This is a genomic window from Aquitalea sp. (assembly GCF_030150775.1).
Taxonomy (GTDB): Bacteria; Pseudomonadota; Gammaproteobacteria; order Burkholderiales; family Chromobacteriaceae; genus Aquitalea; species Aquitalea denitrificans.
The window spans coordinates 45,633-66,569 of the sequence record NZ_JASLFG010000005.1 but is presented as its reverse complement, the minus strand read 5'-3'; the positions used below and the strand labels follow the sequence as shown (position 1 = coordinate 66,569).

Genomic DNA, 20,937 nt, shown 5'->3' with positions numbered 1-20,937 from the left:
GGCGCGCCATGAACTTTACCGATATCTTCATCCGGCGGCCGGTGCTGGCTACCACTATCAGCCTGCTGCTGGTGGTGCTGGGCCTGCGTTCGCTGTTTGGCTTGCCGGTCAACCAGTACCCGCAGACCCAGAATGCCGTGGTTACCATTTCCACCACCTATTACGGGGCGGATGCCAAGACCATTGCCGGTTTCATCACCCAGCCGCTGGAAGGTGCCATTGCCCAGGCTCAGGGCATTGACTACATGTCATCCTCCAGCAATAGCGGGGTGTCCACCATCACGGCCAACCTGAGGCTGAACTACGATGCCAACCGGGCGCTGACCGAAATCAACACCCAGGTGAACTCGGTGAAAAACCAGCTGCCCGCCCAGGCGCAGCAGCCGGTACTGACCGTGCAGACCGGCCAGACCACTGACGCCATGTATCTTGGCTTTTACAGCAAGACCCTGGCCAACAACTCGGTGACAGACTTCCTCAACCGGGTGGTCAAACCCAAGCTGGACGCCATTCCCGGCGTACAGACCGCCGAATTGCTGGGTGCGCGCCAGTTTGCCCTGCGCGCCTGGCTGGATGCCGACAAGATGGCAGCCCACGGCGTTACCGCCGCCGATGTCAGCAATGCACTGGCCAGCAATAACGTGCTGGCCGCAGTGGGCAAGAGCAAGGGGCAGATGGTCAGCATTCCGCTGACAGCCGCCACCGATCTGCACAGTGTGGAAGAGTTCAAGAAACTGGCAGTCAAACAAAGCGGCGACGCCATTGTACGGCTGGAAGACATTGCCAACGTCACCCTGGGCTCGGAAAACTATGACTTCAACGTCGCCTTCAGCGGCGAGCGCTCGGTATTCATCGGCATCAAGGTGGCACCGGAGGCCAATATCCTGGATGTGGCCAAGACCGTTCGCGAAACCTTCCCCGGCATCCAGAAACAGCTGCCGTCCGGCCTGACCGGGCAGATCGTCTACGACTCCACAGACTTCATCAACACCTCGATTCATGAAGTGGTGAAGACCCTGCTGGAAGCGCTGGTCATCGTCACCGTGGTGATTTTCATGTTCCTGGGCAGCTTCCGCGCCGTACTGGTGCCGGTAATTGCCATGCCGCTGTCGCTGATCGGCACCTTCTTCATGATGCTGGTGCTGGGTTACTCCATCAACCTGCTTACCCTGCTGGCGCTGGTGCTGGCCATCGGCCTGGTAGTGGACGACGCCATCATCGTGGTGGAAAACGTTGACCGCCACATGAAGGAAGGCAAGACGCCTTATGACGCAGCCATCATCGCGGCACGCGAACTTGGCAGCCCCATCCTGGCCATGACCGTGGTGCTGGTTGCCGTGTATGTGCCCATCGGTTTCCAGGGCGGGCTGACCGGCGCGCTGTTTACCGAGTTTGCCTTTACCCTGGCATCAGCAGTAACGGTGTCCGGCGTGGTGGCGCTCACCCTGTCGCCGATGATGTGCTCACGCTTTTTCCGCCCCGAGCAGGATGAAGGTCGGCTGGTGAAAGCCATCGATCACACCTTCGACAAGGTGCAAAACGGCTATCGCCGCCTGCTCCACAGCCTGCTGGAAACCTGGCAGGTACTGGTGGTGATGGCCGTCATCATGCTGGCCCTGCTGGGGCTGATGACCAAGATGTCCCAGTCCGAACTGGCTCCGGAAGAAGATCAGGGCATCGTGCTGGGGCAGATCGTCGGTTCGCCCACCGCCACCGCAGACCAGATGCTGACCTATGCCCAGCAGATGTTTGCCATCAGCAAGGCTACACCGGAATACGAGCAGATGTTCCAGATTACCGGTACGCCTACCGTCAATGCCGGTATTGGCGGCATATTGCTCAAGCCGTGGGAAGACCGCAGCCGTAGTGCCAAGCAAATCCAGCAGGATCTGCAGGAGCGCTGGAACAAGATTGCTGGCGCACGGGTAGCTGCCTTCCAATTCCCGCCCCTACCTGGTTCGTCTGGCCTGCCGGTGCAGTTTGTCATCAAGACCACCGAACCGTTTGAAAACCTGAACGAGGTCGCCCAGCAGCTGCTGGACAAGGCGCGCAGCTCCGGCAAGTTCTACTTTGCCGACTTGGACCTGAAAATCGACGCACCGCAAACTACCGTGGTGATCGACCGTGACAAAACCACTGCCATGGGCATGACGCAGCAGGATGTCGCCAATGCCATGAGTGCAGCCATGGGTGGCGGTTATGTCAACTACTTCTCCATTGACGGCCGCTCCTACAAGGTCATCCCGCAATTGCTGCAAAAGGACAGACAGAACCCCGCGCAGCTGCTGGACTACCAGGTACGCACGCCCAACTCCGGTGTGATTGCCCTGTCCACCATCGCCAAGCTGAAAACCGAAGTAGTGCCGGAATCGATTACCCGCTTCCAGCAACAAAACTCGGCCACCCTGTCCGGTGTATCAGGCCAGGCACAAGGCGAAGTGCTCAAATACCTGGAAGACACCCTGAAGGAAATTGCCCCCAGCGGTTATACCGTGGATTACGCCGGCCCTTCGCGACAATTCAGTCAGGAATCCGGTGGCTTTGCGCTGACCATGCTGTTTGCCGTCATCATCGTGTTCCTGACGCTGGCCGCGCTGTTTGAAAGCTTCCGCGACCCGGTGGTCATCCTGGTATCGGTACCGCTGGCACTGTTTGGCGCGATGATCTTCATCTTCCTCGGCTTCTCCTCCATCAACATCTACACCGAGGTGGGCCTGGTGACGCTGATGGGGCTGATCAGCAAGCACGGTATCCTGATTGTTGAAGTGGCTAACGACCTGCGCAGCAAAGGCGCCAGCAAGCTTGACGCCATCGTCGGTGCGGCAGAAATTCGCTTGCGTCCCATCCTGATGACCACGGCTGCCATGGTATTTGGCGTGATTCCGCTGGTAATTGCCTCCGGTGCCGGTGCCGCCGGGCGACATGCCATGGGGCTGGTGATTTTTACCGGTCTGTCCATTGGCACGCTGTTTACCCTGTTCGTGGTACCGGCCATGTACATGGCACTGGCCTCGGAACACGTCAGCCAGGACAAAGCGGCTGCGGCTGCACCGGATACCGTCTGACAGCAGCCTTCCTTGCCAACAAGCCCGCCTGGTGCGGGCTTTTTTCATACATCGCAGGTGGCAAGTGGTGATTTATTGACCTAGGCGAAATGAATGGCCAGGAAAATCACCTAAGATCAATCCATCAGCAGCTACTGAACCGGCCATGCTGCACATGGCCTCAAGCGGATATCTGGCGCTTTGAGTTGTGATGCCCCACCGGGCATCTGGTTCTGCATGCTGTCACTCCATCTTTCTTTGCAAGACATCCCCCATCAGGAGATAACCATATGGACAAGACGATCAAGGCCGCCATGGAAGGCCTGCTGCGTGTCGCCACCGGCGAAACCCCGCATATCCGCCGTGCCAACTGCCCGGAAAACGGCTCGGAAGACCGCCAGCTCGATTGCCCGGCCTGCCAGGCCATCGAAAGGGCCGAAAAACTGCTACATCCGCAGTGGGCAGACAAGTCGCAGCTGCTGGAAACCGTGATCCGCCGCCTGGATATCGGCTGAGCCGCTGCTGCCGGCTTGTACCGGACAAACACAGCCAGCAAAACAAACGGGTTACAGACCACATGGCTGTAACCCTTTTTCATGCCGGCCCGGTCTGGATATCAGGCCGGCTGGCCGTTAAGCACATTCATCATCTGGCCTACCTCGGCCAGCAGCCATTCAGGCAACTGCTGGTATTCCTGGCGATGATGGGCATTGCGATGGGTAATCAGGTAATGATGCCGGTCATTGAACACGATGGATTCCGATACCGGCCGCAATAGCTGCCCCAGCCCTACCTGCAGGCGGTAATCATTGCTTTCCAGATCATTATCTTCGCTGACGCAATCCGAATCGTCGCCTTTCCGTAAGCAGTTGCGCCACACGCGCCAGTCCACGTGCTCGCATACCTGGGTACGCTCCTGCAGCGACGGATGCAGCGAGGGATGGGACAGCAAATCCAGCGGCTTGATTTTTTTGCCATGAAAGTGCGGCTCGAAACACGCCGGGCTGCGGACCGGGTACACCACATCATGAAACAAGGGTTCCACTTCGTATTCCGGCTCGTGCGACGGATTTTTGGTAATGATGACATCCGGCTTCATCAGGTCGTCCAGTTCCATGAACTGGTCGCTCACCGTCACATGCAACCGCCCGGGTACAGGCGGCGGAATGCTACCAGCCGTGGCGACAGCCACAGCGCCAAAAAAGTATGCGATACGCAAATGGTCAGCGCGTGCTTCTCGGTACGCCGCACCGCTTCGGCCGGATGGCACAGGCAATGACAATACCCGACAAACCAAAAGCCATTCCGGCAGGGCTCAGCACAACAGTGGTATACGTGCACGGAGGATTACTTCTTTGCGAGCCCGATTCAAGTGCAGGGTGCAGATGCCGGGAATCATGCACAGCGGCTCCACAAACTGGCGGTAGTCATCCATATCGCAGGCCAACACCACCAGCCAGGCCGAACCGCACACAACATCCGCACTCCAGTTGACACTCTCCCGCCGAACTGCCAACCTTCCGGCTCCAATTTATTTGCTCTTCCCCACCATGAAAATCACCCAAAATGCTGCCGTTACCCTGCTGATGAAAGTGACTGATAGCCAGGGCCAGGTTTACGACGACGGCAAGCACCCGGTCTCCTACCTGCACGGCGATTACGACAACCTGTTTGCCAAGCTGGAAGCTGCACTGGAAGGCCAGGAAACCGGCTTTCAAACCACGTTGGAACTGGCAACCGAAGACACCTTTGGCGAACGCGATGAAGCCTTGGTCACCACCATGCCCAAGGCTGAATTCCCGCCCGGTATCAAGGTAGGTGGCCAGATCCGCCGCACCGGCCCGGATGGCGAGCCGCGTTACTACTTTGTCACCAAGATCAAGGGCCCGACCGTCCTGCTGGACGGCAACCATCCGCTATGCGGCAAAACCTTGCGTTTCGCACTCAAAGTAGTGGATGTGCGTGAGGCAACTGCCGAAGAAATTGCCCACCAGCATGTACATGGCGAGCACGGGCACCAGCACTGACAAACACGGCAGCCCGCCAAATGCAAAAAGCCCTCCCCAAGCGGGAGGGCTTTTTTCTGGCCGCAGGCTTGCTCCTGGCCATCCGGGCTGGGAAAGATCGCGTAAAAGTGCAAGACCGGACTTCAGTTGCAGCCTACTGCCCCATACTGATCATCGGCTTGCTGGCGGCTGGTCAGCCGCGTGCAGCACACCATGAAGAAATCATCATAGTTTCTTGATATACACATCCAGCCCTCTGCATCCGGCAGGCACAATACTCTGCCGTAGACGGCGAAATCCATTGCGCTTGAGCATGGTTTTCATATTCTGGGCATACGGTGTGCATTCTGCTCTGAGAGATTGCCCCCTGGGAATGACTGACTCAATTTTTTCCAGAAACAGTTTGCCCCATCCCTTGCCCATGTATTCCGGAGAAAGTCCAAACATGCTCAGACTGATTTCAGGTTCCTCACCGGCATAGCGAGATAACCAGGCAAAGCCAAGCAGACTGTTCATGTTTGCGTAAACCAGTAGACTTGAAGTATTTGGCCGCACAGGAGGGGATGCCGACCAGGTTGACATGCTGAGCCACAAAAGTTGCTTCAGCAATGCCACATGCCCACGTGCATTCAAGTAACTTTCCGAGAACGCCCCGGCAACGCTACCCTGTTGTATCAGCAGGAATATTTTTGGCACATCAAGCAGCCTTACAGGTCGTAAGATTGTATTGGCGGGCATTGGTATTGTAATTGTGGGTAAAGGTTCTCAGACTTTATAAAGCAAATACTGAATTGTCATCCGTAATATTGCTTATTATTGTTAAGCAATCAGTTATGCAACTGACTGTGGTGCTTAATTATTCCAATGCCCACAAATACATTACCTGCCAAGCAGAATCACAACCCCGTCGGTCTGAACGTCTTCTTGTCTGGCTGCGTTGACAGAGTAGTCGATGAAACAGTGAAAACTGCCTCACAGGTACAAGCAGTGCAGATAGCCGTTCAAACACAAACCAACCATCGATCAGCAGGTGTTCAACAGCGTCATCCGTCCCTACCTGGCAGATCGGGACATCCTGGTGTTGTTTGTAATCAGCAAAGTGGACAAAGTAGCTCCTTATCGGGAGTGGGGCCACGAACGGCATCACCGGGTAGTACCCAGCAAAGCAATCTAAGCCGCAAGCAGATCCAGCGGTCCCAGACCTTCGACATCGCCCTCGACCACATCTGCGCCACCGCCGCAGAAAAAGGCTATGACCTCACCGGCCTGGTCAAGCAGATCGTCACCCTGCTGCCTAATCAAAAAGTGGGCGATAGCACGGGAAGCCAAGCCAGAATGCGTGTCGGGTAAGGCCTACCAGACGGCAAGAAAAGGACTATGGAAAACCATCAAAAAGACTGCCACCAGCATCCTGCAACAAGGCTGGTCGGTGATCTCCAGCCAGGTGGAAGGCTGGCTGGACAAGCTATTCAACTGCTATCTTGTACTCGTCAGGGGTTTCTGTTTTTGGTTAAAACAAAGGTAACAGGCAGGAGTTCGGCCAACGCAGTCAGTTACGGCCAGACTCTCGACATCCGCCTCAGTATTGATTTCGGTCGTTAAAGTATCTAGAGAAGCAAGGGCAATTCCCCCCGCTAACGCGAGGAGCTAGACTCACGTTCGCAAAGTTTCTGCTCTAGATCCACCACACGCAGCACCAACTCGTGCTCGGTGGTGAAGTCAGAAATGATGCCGTACCAGGCCAGCACCTCACCTTGCTCGTTCGTGGCGGGAAAAGCACGGCTGCGCATCCAGCGCCAGCTGCCATCCGGCCATAAAATGCGGAATTCGACAAGAAACGGCTGCTTGCTGGGCAGATGCCTCAACCAGGTATTGCGAACACGTACGCGGTCATCGGGATTCATGCGGGCCAGCCAGCAAGCATGACGTTCCTGATAACTGGCATCTGCCGGGCAATCGACGAACTCACCCATATAGTCAACCAGCCCGTCTGGACCGGCACGCCAGGTGACATTGGGGCCCAGTTCCAGCACAGTCCGGAAGTGGGTTTCGCGTTGCCGCAGCTGGCTCTCTGCCTCTATACGGCTAGTAATGTCGACTAACACCAACGACACGCCCAGCGGTAGTTGCTGGGCATCGGCAATCCGTTGATGGGCAATCAGGAAGGTAGTACCGCTGGGTTGATGGCAGTATTCTGTGGTCTTGCAGGCTTCTCCAGCCATCACCCGCACCAGTACCGCCATTAGATTAGGGGTCATTTCATGGCCAAATATCTGGCTGGCTGGTTTGCTCAGTAGGAAGTCCAGTTCCACCCCCAGATAGCGAGCCAGCAGTTGGTTGGCACTGACAATCCGCATCTGGCAATCAATGAAGCACAAGCCGACTGGTGAGTCCTGGTACAGTGCCTCCAACTGGTGCAGGCGCTGGAACGGTGACAGGTCCATCGTGGTCTGGGTTGCCTCTCCGCCCCATTGCTGCAGGAGCTGCAAGGCTTGCGCAGCGGGCACTGCAGGTGACCACAGAAAGCCCTGCCCAGCATTGCACCCAAGCTTACGCAGTACAGTGGCCTGTTCCGTGCTTTCCACACCTTCGGCCACAACGGTCAGCCCCAGGCTTTGGCCAAGCCCCAGCACGGCAGTCACGATCCGCAGCGATTGCGTATCGCTACTTAACGCCGCCACAAAACTGGCATCGATCTTCAGTTCATCAAACGGCAGTGAATACAGCCGGGTCAGACTGGAATAGCCGGTGCCGAAATCATCCAGAGACAGCGCCATGCCGTGTTGTTTGAGGTCACCCAGCACTTGCTGCACCGATGCATTATCGTGGAACAGCTCGCTTTCGGTAATTTCAATGACCACTCGTGACAAGGGAAAACCGCTGCTATACACGGTGTCGAGCAGGTCAGTAACCAACGTCGGCAAGAGGAACTGGCTGGGTGCCAGGTTGAATGCCAGCGAGAACTGACCCGGCCAGGCTGCGGCCACGCGGCAGGCCTCGCCCATCAGTTTCAACAGCAAGGTATGCAGCATGCCGCTGCGTTCGGCCAGCGGAATGAAGGCTGCCGGCGAAATACGACCATGTTGTGGGGAGTCCCAGCGAGCCAGCACCTCGAAGCCGCAAACGTGCCCGCTGACCAGATTCAACTGGGGCTGGAAGGCCGGCCAGAACTCATCTCCAGCCAGTCCATACCGTAAGGCGGCCTCCGATATGTGGTCGGTCACATTATCTCCTTGTTGTCGCACCTCGCCGTGAGGGCGACAGAAACCGCACCCTTGCTAAGGGATTTAATGGCAATTAACGGTGCCATGTTAGCTTGATTGACCGATTTACTGCGTTGCCTTAGGACAAGTCCATCATCACCATCAAATAAAGTGCTGACAGGTGCGGATGTAAGGCTAGTCCCTTGCGGGGCTTGAGAGCGGTTAAAGCTGCCTTTCATAGATTGAAATGACAATGACTGCATTTACACAAAATACCGGACACACTCGAAGTTCTGTAGAAAAGATCAGATGGCGATTGCGTGTTAACCAGCAGTCTTGAAGCCAGCGTATTCCAGAGCTCAGTTTCTCAATGTCTGGCTTTCGTGCCATCGAATCCATACAAATATTTTTCCTCTACGGCAGAGCACCAAGCAGCGCGTTCGAGATACTGCAGGCTTACATCTTGGAGCCACACAGCTGCATGTAACCTCAAGTCAACTAGAGGGCAATACACTTGGAATTCACCTTGACTGATAGGACATTATAATATAAAAAAACATTGTCATTTCGAGGCGTATTGCTGCTCCCCTCATGTCGAGCAAGCTAAATCCAAATAGAGCTGAAGTGACACAATTTGCTCGAAAATTATCAACTTAGGCGGCTTCTTGCACGTTTCAGCGTTGATCAAATTTGGCAGGAGCATGCAATTAACTCTCATTTGGATGCATCTGTGTCGATAGAATGCATATTTCACTATTGGTGAATTGTTGTTGTATGCAAAGTGGAGCGTATTGACTGCGCACCAGGTAGCGTTTGATCCGCATTACCAAATGTATCCACATCTATTCTGTTCGATGTGCTTCTGATTGTTGCGTCGTGCACCCTGAAATGATGTACGCCATACCAATATGGTGGCCGTATGCTTCCACGTTCTCGTTTTATGACAAATAGCTATCGATGGCGGCACTGGTCCCCTTGCTTCAAGTAAGTTCGTTTATCACATCTATTAAGGAGTATCAGGGTGAACAGCGCCTATCGCACGGTATGGAATGACAGTCGCGGGTGTTATGTCGTGGTGGCAGAGACAGCGCGCAGCCGACGCAAGGGTGGTTCATCCTGCCGCAGTCTGGTGACGCTGTCTCTGGTACTGGCTTCCGCATTGTCCGAGGCGGCTCCTGTCGGGGGGAATGTTTCGGCTGGCAGCGCCTCTATTGCCGCGTCCGGCAACACGACGACGATCAACCAGAACACTGCCCGCGCAATCATCGACTGGTCGTCGTTTTCGATCGCCGGCAACGAGACAGTCCGCTTCAATAATGGCTCGGGGGCAACGCTGAACCGCGTGGCGTCGGGTGCTCCGACCTCGGTTATCGATGGTCTGCTGGCGAGTTCCGGCAGCGTATACCTCATTAACTCGTCCGGAGTCATTATTGGGCGCAATGGTGAAGTCCGGGTGGGCGGCAGCTTTGTTGCTTCAACTCAGGATCTGCCCAATAACAACTTCATGGCTGGCGGTTCTCTGAGCTTCAGTGGCAATTCTAATGCCTCGGTTACCAATCTTGGCAAGATCGGGGCATCCGGCGGCGATGTCGTACTGATTGCAACTCAAGTTACCAATCAAGGCGATATTCAGGCTAGTAATGGCCGAGTTGGGCTGCTGGGGGGCTATCAGGTGCTGGTAAAGGACCAGGCCGATCAGGATGGACGGTTTGTCATCGGACTTGGTGGCACTTCCACCTCGGTGACCAATGCCGGCCTGCTCCAGGCGACAGCTGCGGAACTGCGTACCGAGAATGGCAATGTGTATGCGCTCGCGGGTAACACCCAAGGCCTGATTCGTGCCACCGAGGTGAGTGGTCAGGGTGGACAAATCTGGTTATCAGCGCCCGGTGGCACGGTTCAGGTAGCCAGTGGTGCCACGCTGGATGCATCCGCTACGAGTGCAGGTAGTGCTGGTGGCTCAATAAAGGTAGAGGCCGCGGCGGATCATAACGGCAGCAATGGCGTGATTTTGCTGGACGGCACCATGACCGCGTCGTCGAGTAGCGGTGCGGCAGGCAGCATCACGGTCTCCGGGCGGCAGATTATCGAGTCCGGCTCCATTCATGCGGACGGCACAAGTGGTGGCAATGTCACTGTGCAAGGGGCTGGCTTGTTACAGTCCGGCACGATCAGTGCAGACGGCCTTACCGGGCAGGGTGGGGTCGTGACGTTGTCAACCCAGGATAGTCTGATCCAGACTGCATCGGCACAAACCTCGGCCAATAGCACCAATGGGGTGGCAGGCACCGTACGGCTGGCAAGCACGGCGAATGTGTTTAGCTCCGGTAAAGTGACGGCCAACGGTCAGCACGGCGGCACGATTTCTGCTCTCGGCCAGCGTGTAGCGCTTGCCGCCGCTGATTTTGAAGCGAATGGTGCGCAGGGCGGGGGCCAAATCAATATCGGTGGCGGGCTGCATGGTAGTGGTTCACAAACGGCGGATACCACCATCGTCAATGCTTCGACCACGCTTGCCGCCAATGCCACCAGTACTGGTGATGGTGGGCAGGTTGTAGTCTGGTCAAATACCAAAACCACCTTCTTGGGAACCGTGACCGCACAAGCTGGCCAGCATGGTGGCAATGGTGGCCTGATTGAAGTGTCGAGTGGCGACCGGCTGGTCTATGGCGGTGTGGCAAATGCCAGTGCTACCGCAGGAACGGCGGGCAAACTGCTGCTGGATCCGAAGAACATTACCATTAGCGCCAGCGCCGGGGATGTTGCCAGTGCCAATCTGATCGATCCGAATGCCGGCTCCGGCTCAGGTTTCGGTACGGTTGCGGTGCAATTGAGCAATGGCAGCTACGTGGTTACCAAACCAAACGATACGGTAGCTAGCAATAGCGGTGCCGGCTCGGTGTATTTTTATAACGGCACTACCGGCGCGCTGATGTCGGCGTTGCAGGGTTCGCATGCCAATGACCAAGTTGGTAGCGGCGGCTTGTTGTTCCTTAATTATCAGAATTGGTACAACAACTATTACATCGGTACCGCTCTGGTCAACGATACCACCAAGCCATTCTTGATCCTCAGTCCGAGCTGGAACGGCACTGCGGGGGCCATCTCTTGGGTGAGCGCCAACGGTAGTCTTTCCGGCACGGTGTCGTCCAGCAACAGCTTGCTGGGTAGTACGTCGAATGATTATATCGGTAACACCGTTAACTTGCTGCCCAACAACAATTACGTGTCCATCGCGCCGCAGTGGAATACCGGCATGGGGGCGGTCACGCTTGGTAGTGCTGCCAGTGGCGTCTCGGGTGTCGTCTCATCATCCAATAGCCTGGTTGGCTCCAATGGCACAATTGCCGCAGATAACAACTTGGGTGGCGATCAGGTTGGCTCCAATGGCATCACCATTCTGAGCAATGGCAATTTTGTGGTGGATAGCCCGTATTGGAACCAGAACGCGGGTGCGGTAACGCTGATTGATAAAAGTTCGGGGCTGACTGGTGCGGTCAGCGCTTCCAACAGCCTGGTTGGTAATGCGGGTACCTGGTATTCCGCCGCATGTAGCATTTCCTGCAACGGTGCCAGTAGTGGCACCAGCTATGGTTACTACAACGGTGACAGTGTTGGTAACAGTGTGGTTGCGCTGTCCAACGGCTACTACGCCGTGGTTTCGTCTGCCTGGGGGCATGGACGCGGTGCGGTGACCATCGGTAACGGTAGCAGCGGTGTAACCGGTACCGTCAGTGCCGCCAACAGTCTGGTGGGGACAACCCAAGGCATTGGCGACAGTGGCGGCAACACCTACTACACCTCCAACTATGGTTATCGCGCTTACTATGGCGGCGATGCAGTTGGCTCTGGCGGGATAACTGATCTGGGTAACGGCAATGTCGTGGTGTCCAGTACCAACTGGAACAGCAACATAGGTGCGGTCACCTTCATGTCGCTGACCTCACCCTTGACGGGTGCGGTATCGTCCAGCAATTCGCTGGTGGGTAGCACGGCAGGCGCGGCAACCGGTTATGACTCCACCTATCACCAGAATTCCATCAGCGGTGGCGACCAGGTCGGTAGTGTCACCAAACTCAGTAATAGTAATTATGTGGTGACTGCCACGGCCTGGAATGGCAGTCAAGGTGCAGTCACCTTTGGTTCTGGCACGAGTGGCATTACCGGTACGGTATCGTCATCCAACAGCCTGGTGGGCAGCAGCAGCGGCGACAATGTCGGCTCTGGCGGCATTGTCAGCCTGAGCGACAACGACTACGTTGTGCTCAGCCCGGTGTGGAACAGTTATCGCGGTGCGGTTACCCGTGGCAGTGGTAGCACGGGCGTGACGGGTAGCATCAGCTCAAGCAACAGTATTGTTGGTACCACGGCAGCGCTGGGTGGCAACAATCCATACAATCTTGGCGGCGATCAAGTTGGCAGTGGTGGCATCGTCAATCTGAATAATGGTGATTGGGTTGTGCTCAGCCCCAACTGGGCGCAGCAGAAAGGTGCCGTCACGCTGATGACGGCATCGCAGGCCACATCCGGCAATGTGACATCGGGCAATAGTCTGGTCGGCTCCACTGCTTCCACACAATTCAACGGTTCGGTCAGCGGTAACGTGGTTAGTCTGTTTGGCGGCGATCAGGTTGGTTCGGGCGGTATTCTGACCCTGTCCAATAATGGCGGCAGCAATTACCTGGTTTTGAGTCCGTTGTGGGGAGGCAACAAGGGGGCGATCTCCTTTATCAATCCCTCATCGGCGACGGTAGGGGCGGTGTCCTCGTCTAATAGTTTGGTCGGTCAATATTCAGGCACCGTCAATACCTTCAACTACAATAATGGAAACTACGTTTCTAAGCAGTATGAGAACGGCGACGCGATTGGTAGCGGTGGTTCCGCCAATTCTTTCTACAAGAGCGACCAGAATCTGTGGATGACCAATGTTGTCGTACAGGCCAATAACGACTATGTCGTGTTCAGCCCTTTGTGGAACAACAACCGTGGTGCGGTTTCCTTCGGTAGTGGTAGTAGCGGAGCGACGGGTGTGGTCGGTTCTGCCAATAGTCTGGTCGGTTCAACGGCGGGCTCCTTGTACCATTACGCGGAAGATAATGGCACCTACTCGATTTCGACGACGGGCGGCGACCAGGTTGGCTATGGTGGCATGCAGTATCTCAGCGGCAACAATTACCTGATTTTTAGCTCCCAATGGAACAGCCAGGCAGGTGCGGTCACCTATGTCAGTCAAGGTGGCTCTGTGACTGGGGCAGTATCATCCAGTAACAGCCTGACCGGTGGAAGTGCCGGTGATCAGGTTGGTAGTGGCGGTGTTGCGCTACTCTCCGGCGGTGATTATGTCATTTCCAGTCCAAGCTGGAGCAGCGGCCTTGGTGCGGCAACCTGGAGCAATTCCACCGGTGCAATCACCGGAACCGTCAGCACGGGCAATAGCCTGACCGGCATAGCCGCCAACAACAGCCAGACGGTATCGGCGCTCAGCAGTGGCAAGGAGTTCATGGTGGCGCGGCCGAGTGATGGCAGCGGGACCGTTACGCTGGCGTTTACTGACCCCACCCTTTTCACCTATGGCTTCCTGTCTGGACTCGACGTCACCATCGCGCCCAGCCTGATTTTGCAAACCCTTAACAGTGGCACTTCTGTCACGCTGCAGGCCAATAACGACATCACCGTCAACAGCGCGATTTCCGCCAATGCAGGCTCAACAGCTGGTCTGACGCTTGATGCGGGCCGCAGCATCGCGGTCAACGCAGCCATCAATACTGGCAATGGTGATTTGACGCTGACTGCAAACGATACCGCTTCCCATAACGTGGTCAATGCGGATCGCGATAGTGGTGCGGCATCCATCTCGGTCGCATCCGGTGCCAACCTGTCGGCAGGTAGCGGCATGGTGAACATTACGCTTGATAATGGTGCCGGTAACACCAACAGCACGGCCGGCAATATCACGTTGGCCAGCAGTATCAGTGGTGGCAGCATCTCGGTGAAAAACCTTGGAACCCAGAACGGCTCCATCACCTTGTCCAGCGGTGCCGCACTGACGGCTAGCGCAAACAACGGCACGATTACGCTGCAAACCGGCGGTAACTTCATCAACAACGCGGGGGCAAGTGCGCTATCTGTTCCCAATGGTACTTGGCTGGTGTACTCGGCTGGCCCGAGCGGGGATACCTTCGGCAATCTGAACAGTAATAACACGGCGGTGTGGAATACTGCGGCTGGTGCGGCGGTGAGTGCCAGCGGCAACCGTTACGTTTTTGCCTATCAGCCGCATTTGACCGTTACCAGTCATAACGACAGCAAGACATATGGCGTTGACGCCTCTTCAGCCATCCAGTCCGACTACACCATTAGCGGCCTACAGCCAGCGGTAAGTGGCGCTTATCTCGCCGATACCGCAGCCATGGTGTACAGCGGTGCGCCGAGCATGTCGTCAAGTGGCACGGCTGTTGCTGCCACCGTGGCAGGTGGCCCCTATACGATTAGCGGGGCAACAGGAACGCTAAGCGTTGGCAACGGTTACGGTGCCACCACGTTCACCAATAGCGGCCAATTGACGGTGAACCCTGCGACCTTAATCATCACCGCCAGCGATCAAACCGCCACCTATGGGACACCATATACGCTGTCGACCGCGCCAAACACCGGCTACACGCAAACGGGTCTGGTCAACAGTGATGCCATTGCCGGTTTGACTGAAACGATACCGGGCGGTTTGACGGCAACCTCCGCGTCGACGGCCGTCGGTAACTACACGATCACCCCGTCGGCAGCGACCGGGACCGGACTGGGTAATTACACCATCCAGTACCACACTGGCACCCTGAACCTGCAACCCGCAATACTCTACACCTCGCTGAACTATTCAGTTGCAGATGCCTTCTCGACCTATGGCACGCTGGCGACCCTGGGGAACTCCACCTTGAGTGGTATCCTCAACAACGATCAGGTGTTCGGCACCGTGGGAGCCTTTACCCAAGGCGGATCCAGCGTGACCTTGGCTGCCAATACACCGGTCGGTAGCTATATAGAAAAAGTTACCGGCCTTACCGGCTCGGCGGCTTCCAACTATGTGCTGGCAACCAGCGGCAACACCAACGGTACGCTGACCATTCAACCACTGGCGGTCACCTTGTCTGGTAGCCAGACCTATAACGGTACGACCACAGCTCAAGGGGGCAACCTGTCGATTGGCAACCTGGTTGGCAGTGACAGCGTCACGGTCGGTGGTACTGCCACCCTGGCCAGCGCGCATGCTGGCAACCGCGCTCTGTCTGGCTTCAATAGCCTGACACTCGACAACTCCAACTACACCCTGACTGGCGCTAGCGGCAGCATGACGATCAACCCGTTGGCCGTCTCTCTGACCGGCAGTCAGACCTATAACGGTACGAGCACAGCGCAAGGCAGCAACCTGACGGTGAGCAATCTGATCAACGGTGACAGTGTTACCGTAGGCGGCACCGCTACCCTGGCCAGCACCCATGTCGGCAACCGCGCCCTGTCTGGCTTCAACAGCCTGACGCTGAGTGATAGCGACTACACCCTGAGCGGGGCCAGCGGCAGCATGACGATCAACCCGTTGGCCGTCTCCCTGACCGGCAGTCAGACCTATAACGGTACGAGCACGGCGCAAGGCAGCAACCTGACGGTGAGCAATCTGATCAACGGTGACAGTGTTACCGTGGGCGGCACCGCTACCCTGGCCAGCACACATGCCGGCAACCGCACCCTGTCTGGCTTCAACAGCCTGACGCTGAGTGATAACGACTACACCCTGAGCGGGGCCAGCGGCAGCATGACGATCAACCCGCTGGCCGTCACCCTGACCGGTAGCCAGACCTATAACGGTACGAGCACGGCGCAAGGCAGCAACCTGACAGTGAGCAATCTGATCAACGGTGACAGCGTTACTGTTGGCGGCACGGCGGGTATGGCAGGCAGGATGGTTGGTAGCCAGCAGTTGACCACCTTGAGTGGCTTGGCGCTTAGCAACGCGGACTACACCTGGTCTGGTGGTTCAGGAAGCCTCACCGTGGTGCCGGCTGCACTCACGATTGCCGCGGCGAATCAGACCACCATGACCGGTATGCCTTATGCACTGGCCGGCTACACGACTTCTGGCCTGTTCGGTAGCGATAATGTCACCGGCCTCACGGAAACCTTACCTGGCGGGGCAACGTCTACGACGTCCCAGACCGCTGCTGGCAGTTACGTCATTACCGCGTCCAATGCCACCGGTTCCGGCCTTTCCAACTACACCATTGCCTACCAGCCGGGGATTTTAACCATCAACCTGTTGCCGGTAATCAGTGTGCAGCAGCTACCGGCTAACGGGCAGAACAGCAACGCCTCCAGTTTTTCGACGCAGGGGGGGCTGCCTTTCAACCTGAGTCCTTCTAGTTTCAATCAGCCAGAACTGTCCAGTACCGGCCTGACTACTGGTACAGAGGCTGCGGCTGCGCGCAATTCGTCGGCTGCCAGTAGTAATGGCAGTACTGGCAACAGCAATGGGGGCGCATCCCCTGCTGTGGTGAAGTCTGACTCCGCTGGCGCTGTCAGCGGCAGCTTGCAGTTGGCTCGGCAGTCCGGGGAGCAGATGACTGGCTCACCGTATCCGGATAATCGCTATGTCGGTGATGCGATTCAATTCACGGCGCAATAAGCGGAAAGATAATAACAATGAATACTATCAGGCCATTGGTTTGGGGAAGCATCTACGCAACCGCGGGGTGTCTGTTGACTGTAACGATGTCTGAATTTGCTGCTGCGGCACCGATAGAACTTAATCCGGCACCCGTGCCGCAGATTCAGCGGCAAATGATTCTGCCGCCTAATGTCGTGCCGGGGTCTGAGGATGCCACCCCGCTGGGGGCGACATTGACGGGTATTGTGTTGTTAGGGGCGGACGATATATCCGTCGCTGAGGGGGGGGCCGGCATCGACACCAGCCGCGTGGCACGGCTCAATACACCGGATGGCAAGGCCTTGCTCATGCCTTGGCTTGGGCGTCCGCTATCCAGAAAGCTGATTGCCGAAATCGAGGCGTCAATTGCGCGTTATTACCGACAGCGTGGTTTTCCGTTCATATCGTTGTCAACGCCGCCGCAGAACATCGGTAGCGGGGTATTGCAAATCCGCGTACTCGAATTCATGGATGGCAAGGTATCGGTACAAGCTACCTCTGCGTCCACTGCATCGCGTCTGCGCGGCTTGATTCGCCAGCAGCCTGGCGAGCCGATCGATACCTATCAGCTTACGGCAGATCTGGACTGGATCAATCGCTATCCCTTCCGGCAAGCGCAGGCGGTGTTTACTCCTGCGGCCAGCTTTGGGCGTTCCGATCTGGATGTCCAGATTACCGAGACCAAACCATGGCGAGCCTTCCTCGGTTATGCCAACTCCGGCACTCAAGCCACAGGGATGGATCGCTATTTCGCCGGGGCGATGGTGGGCGGATTGCTGACGTCCGATTCGGTACTGTCATATCAGTACACCACTTCGCACGATGGGGTAAATGCCAACGGGCATTTAGGTGGCGAGTATGCCCATAACCGCTACCTCAGCCATGGTCTGCATCTGGACCTACCATTTGCTGCGCGCCAGAAAATCGAATTGACGTTTAACCATGTTGAAACCAATACCAGTTCCAACCCGTTTCTCGCGCGTAATCTGACCGACGAACTCTCACTTGGACATCGCTTCAGCCTATCCAACGTTTCACGTCTGCCTGGTGATCTTGCTTACGGCGTAGAGGTCAAACGCGATCGACAAAAAACTTATTTCGGCAACACTGATGTACTCGATAGCCAACAAGAGACCGATCAAATTTATCTCAGCTGGAATGCGCTGTGGCAAGGGGTGGATAGCAAGACCGGGCTTGATGCGGCATTGCATATCAGCCCAGGGGGCTTGAACGGGGATAACACGGATCAGGCCATGCGGACGTTTAGCAGCGCAAGAGTAAGCAATTCCGACTACCAGTACCTCAATGTGCATCTAACCCAGCTCAGCAGGCTGCCCAAGTCGTGGAGTTTGCGTAACGAGCTGATTATGCAGTTTTCCAGCAATGCGCTACCCAATACCGAGCAGACCGCTATCGGTGGTGAGGGGCTGGTGCGTGGCTATCTGCTTGATGATGGCGCCTACGACTCGATGGTCGTGAGCCGTAACGAGCTGCATCTGCCGACGTTCAATATGCTGGGGGCAAACAGCTTGTTGATGCCCTACCTGTTCGTGGATGGAGGCTATGGCCGCAATCATCACAACGCGGGCTCGCAACATGCCTTGTCTGCTGGTATCGGTATGGACTATCAATTGGGCAGCACATTAAGCGCTTCAGCGTCGTGGGCCCACAATTTTTGGCAGGCGAGCCAGACGCACAGTGGGGATAACGCGGTGGAGGTCAGGGTGACGGTGGGTTTTTAGCGAGAACCGAGCAACCTAACGCAGCTTTTCGCACGACTCCCGCTCGATTGATGGGGCGGGAATCGTTGTGCGCAAAATAGCAACGGTTACCAAAATTTCCACCAAGGCCGCTCGGACTGCGAAACGGCTGTTTGTTCTAGAAGACTAATAATCATGTTGTACCCTTATTGCCTGGCAAGATCGGCTGCGGACTTCCCTGAGGCGGTTCTCATTGTGGTGTCCGCGCCATTGGCAAGAAGAAGCTTAACGTTCTCGGTGCATCCATGTTCCTCCTTCACTCGCCCCATCACCAAGTGATCCTGCTCTAGAGCTGACTGTTCTTGTTGGTCTGTCCCGATTCCCATGTACAGAGTGATAAGGCCGCTTACACAGTAGAAGCCGTCGATAAAGCGCTATGACGCTGACGACAGTTGTGGCCGAACTGCTACCGAACGGGCTGACGTATTGTCAGTTGGTTGGCCAAAGCCTCCATCTGAGCATGGGTGGATTGATCGACCTGCTTGTGGTGCTAAACAGTCATCCGGAAATGGCTAAAAATGCTGGGGCGATTCACTGTCTATTTATTGACACTCGTCGCGGATACCGGCCAGAGCCAATTTGAGCTCACTTGAAAGCTCCTGTAGCTCCAAAATCTTTCGCTCGATTACCCCAATCTTGTCGGCAATAACTGCGCGCTTCTGTTCCGGCCGGAAACTGTGATTGGCCCATGCATCCAATAGCTCTTGAATTTCTCCAAGTGAAAATCCCAAAGCCTTGGCTTTCCTGATCAGGCCCAAGCGTCGAACCGCTGAACCATCATACCGGCGGTAGCCGTGGCTGCCTTCTGGACCACGCTCGGGCTTGATAAGACCTATCCGTTCGTAGAATCGGATAGCATCACGCGTCATCCCCATCTGGTCTGCCAACTCTCCAATCCGCATGATCAAGCTCTCCCAAATAATTTTTGCCTTGACCTTGGACTATACACCAATGTTTACAGTGCCCTTTCGAACAGCCATGGCGGTCTACCGCAATGCCCTCTTATGCGCTAACGATTAGGGAAAAACATGTCACATGAAAAAATCGCATTTGTCACCGGCGCGACTGGATTGCTGGGTAGCAATCTTGTTCGTTTGCTACTCGCGGAAGGTTATCGGGTTAAGGCTCTAGCCAGGTCAGAACAGAAAGCCACTCAGCAGTTCGGGGAGCTAATCGGTAAGCGCTTAGAGGTGGTACTGGGCGATCTGACCAGTGTGGACGGCTTTGCACCAGCATTGCAGGGATGCGAAGTTATTTTTCATACTGCAGCGTATTTCCGTGAAAGCTACCAAGGTGGTCGCCATCTGGCCGCCCTGCACAAAACCAATGTCGAGGGTACGCAAAACCTGCTGAACGAGGCATATGCGGCTGGAATTCGGCGTATGGTCCATATTAGCTCTATCGCGGCATTGGGCCGTAACGCGACAGGGTTGACCGACGAAACCATGGTGCTGGCACGTGAAGCAGCACCGGATGACTATTACTGCAGCAAAATCGAAACCGATGAGGTGATATTCGCTTTTCTCGACAGCCATCAGGACATGCACATCTCCCTTGTCCTGCCTGGCTGGATGCATGGACCGGGCGATCTTGGCCCGACTTCGGCTGGGCAGTTCGTACAGGATTACCTACAGCAAAAAATCCCGGGAGTCATTGATGCTGCATTCTCTGTGGTCGATGCCCGAGATGTCGCGCTGGTCGCTTTGGCAGCCAGTAAAACGGGGCGACGGGGCGAGCGCTATTTGGCTGCCGGCCACCCAGTCACCATGGCCAGGCTTTTGCAAATGATGGAAGCCGTAAGCGGTGTACCTGCCCCACGGCGGAAATTGCCCCGCATAATGTTGTATGCCATCGCGTCCCTGCAAGAGCTCTTTGCTCGATTGACGGGCAGGCCTGTATTACTCAGCTTGGCCACGGTAAGCAATATCGCAAACGACTACGGAAGAAAATTTTCGGCGGAAAAAATCCGGATGAGATTTGGTCTGGGTTTCAGGCCGATGGAAGAAACATTGGCAGATGAGGTTATGTGGACCCGACAAAGTGCTACTCGAAGGGATACGTACAAGCCTGGCAAAGTGAACTCCAGTTAATAATGCGAACTGTCGATCATTACCGATGCGGTAGACGGCCGTTTAGGCCGATCTACCGCTGGCGAGGCTACTGTAACGCTAGTGGGCCAACCTGAGCAGATACTCGCACCACAATGGTAGTCACTGCTATACGGAGTTAGGT

At 56.0% G+C, this 20,937-nt stretch carries 13 protein-coding genes; 9 read left to right on the top strand and 4 right to left on the bottom strand.

Going from position 1 to position 20,937, the window contains the following annotated elements; genetic code table 11:
- Window positions 1-8: 8 nt before the first annotated feature.
- Together QVF59_RS02300 and QVF59_RS02295 are read left to right on the top strand one after the other, a co-directional pair.
- Window positions 9-3,065 carry an efflux RND transporter permease subunit gene (locus QVF59_RS02300; RefSeq protein WP_287877140.1) on the top strand — a complete coding sequence of 1,019 codons (3,057 nt, stop codon included), beginning with the start codon at window positions 9-11 and terminating at the stop codon, window positions 3,063-3,065.
- 269 nt (window positions 3,066-3,334) lie between these two features.
- Entirely contained in the window at window positions 3,335-3,559 is a 225-nt protein-coding gene (locus tag QVF59_RS02295; protein WP_287877139.1) for a hypothetical protein, read from the top strand.
- A 101-nt stretch (window positions 3,560-3,660) separates the two neighbouring features.
- Here QVF59_RS02295 and QVF59_RS02290 read toward each other — a convergent pair whose 3' ends face one another.
- Window positions 3,661-4,176 (bottom strand): type 2 periplasmic-binding domain-containing protein, encoded by a 516-nt coding sequence (locus QVF59_RS02290; protein ID WP_287877137.1) that lies wholly within the window; start codon window positions 4,174-4,176, stop codon window positions 3,661-3,663.
- Window positions 4,177-4,594: 418 nt separating this feature from the next.
- On the opposite strand from QVF59_RS02290, the gene QVF59_RS02285 reads away from it, so the two are divergent.
- Window positions 4,595-5,071 carry an FKBP-type peptidyl-prolyl cis-trans isomerase gene (locus QVF59_RS02285; RefSeq protein WP_287877135.1) on the top strand — a complete coding sequence of 159 codons (477 nt, stop codon included), beginning with the start codon at window positions 4,595-4,597 and terminating at the stop codon, window positions 5,069-5,071.
- A gap of 20 nt (window positions 5,072-5,091) precedes the next feature.
- Entirely contained in the window at window positions 5,092-5,289 is a 198-nt protein-coding gene (locus tag QVF59_RS02280) for a hypothetical protein (protein ID WP_287877133.1), read from the top strand.
- On the opposite strand, the gene QVF59_RS02275 is transcribed toward QVF59_RS02280, so the two are convergent.
- Window positions 5,276-5,632, bottom strand: coding sequence for a GNAT family N-acetyltransferase (locus QVF59_RS02275; protein ID WP_353851326.1), 357 nt, complete (start codon window positions 5,630-5,632; stop codon window positions 5,276-5,278). The two genes, QVF59_RS02280 and QVF59_RS02275, sit on opposite strands and share 14 nt — an antisense overlap.
- A 282-nt stretch (window positions 5,633-5,914) precedes the next feature.
- On the opposite strand from QVF59_RS02275, the gene QVF59_RS02270 reads away from it, so the two are divergent.
- Both QVF59_RS02270 and QVF59_RS02265 read left to right on the top strand, forming a co-directional pair.
- Complete coding sequence (locus QVF59_RS02270; RefSeq protein WP_287877131.1) at window positions 5,915-6,400, top strand: hypothetical protein; 486 nt, start codon at window positions 5,915-5,917, stop codon at window positions 6,398-6,400.
- Between the two features lie 27 nt (window positions 6,401-6,427).
- A complete protein-coding gene (locus tag QVF59_RS02265) occupies window positions 6,428-6,652 on the top strand; it encodes a hypothetical protein (RefSeq protein WP_287877130.1) in 225 nt (74 codons plus the stop codon).
- A gap of 32 nt (window positions 6,653-6,684) precedes the next feature.
- Here the strand turns inward: QVF59_RS02265 and QVF59_RS02260 are convergent, their stop codons facing one another.
- Entirely contained in the window at window positions 6,685-8,274 is a 1,590-nt protein-coding gene (locus tag QVF59_RS02260; protein ID WP_287877128.1) for an EAL domain-containing protein, read from the bottom strand.
- A gap of 1,000 nt (window positions 8,275-9,274) precedes the next feature.
- Between QVF59_RS02260 and QVF59_RS02255 the strand changes: the two genes are divergently transcribed.
- Window positions 9,275-16,924 (top strand): MBG domain-containing protein, encoded by a 7,650-nt coding sequence (locus QVF59_RS02255; RefSeq protein WP_287877126.1) that lies wholly within the window; start codon window positions 9,275-9,277, stop codon window positions 16,922-16,924.
- Between the two features lie 17 nt (window positions 16,925-16,941).
- The gene (locus tag QVF59_RS02250; RefSeq protein WP_287877124.1) at window positions 16,942-18,687 is read left to right on the top strand and encodes a ShlB/FhaC/HecB family hemolysin secretion/activation protein; all 1,746 of its coding nucleotides are present in this window, start codon (window positions 16,942-16,944) and stop codon (window positions 18,685-18,687) included.
- 560 nt (window positions 18,688-19,247) lie between these two features.
- Here QVF59_RS02250 and QVF59_RS02245 read toward each other — a convergent pair.
- On the bottom strand, window positions 19,248-19,607 hold the full coding sequence (locus tag QVF59_RS02245; RefSeq protein WP_287877122.1) for a MerR family transcriptional regulator: 360 nt from the start codon (window positions 19,605-19,607) through the stop codon (window positions 19,248-19,250).
- 126 nt (window positions 19,608-19,733) lie between these two features.
- On the opposite strand from QVF59_RS02245, the gene QVF59_RS02240 reads away from it, so the two are divergent.
- Window positions 19,734-20,795, top strand: a complete 1,062-nt coding sequence (locus tag QVF59_RS02240) for an SDR family oxidoreductase (protein ID WP_287877120.1) — start codon at window positions 19,734-19,736, stop codon at window positions 20,793-20,795.
- The last annotated feature ends 142 nt before the right edge of the window (window positions 20,796-20,937 follow it).

Coding starts and splice junctions, on each gene's coding strand:
- QVF59_RS02300 (WP_287877140.1), top strand. CDS start 9: ATGAACTTTACCGATATCTTCATCCGGCGGCCGGTGCTGGCTACCACT.
- QVF59_RS02295 (WP_287877139.1), top strand. CDS start 3,335: ATGGACAAGACGATCAAGGCCGCCATGGAAGGCCTGCTGCGTGTCGCC.
- QVF59_RS02285 (WP_287877135.1), top strand. CDS start 4,595: ATGAAAATCACCCAAAATGCTGCCGTTACCCTGCTGATGAAAGTGACT.
- QVF59_RS02280 (WP_287877133.1), top strand. CDS start 5,092: ATGCAAAAAGCCCTCCCCAAGCGGGAGGGCTTTTTTCTGGCCGCAGGC.
- QVF59_RS02275 (WP_353851326.1), bottom strand. CDS start 5,632: ATGTCAACCTGGTCGGCATCCCCTCCTGTGCGGCCAAATACTTCAAGT.
- QVF59_RS02270 (WP_287877131.1), top strand. CDS start 5,915: ATGCCCACAAATACATTACCTGCCAAGCAGAATCACAACCCCGTCGGT.
- QVF59_RS02265 (WP_287877130.1), top strand. CDS start 6,428: ATGGAAAACCATCAAAAAGACTGCCACCAGCATCCTGCAACAAGGCTG.
- QVF59_RS02250 (WP_287877124.1), top strand. CDS start 16,942: ATGAATACTATCAGGCCATTGGTTTGGGGAAGCATCTACGCAACCGCG.
- QVF59_RS02245 (WP_287877122.1), bottom strand. CDS start 19,607: ATGCGGATTGGAGAGTTGGCAGACCAGATGGGGATGACGCGTGATGCT.
- QVF59_RS02240 (WP_287877120.1), top strand. CDS start 19,734: ATGTCACATGAAAAAATCGCATTTGTCACCGGCGCGACTGGATTGCTG.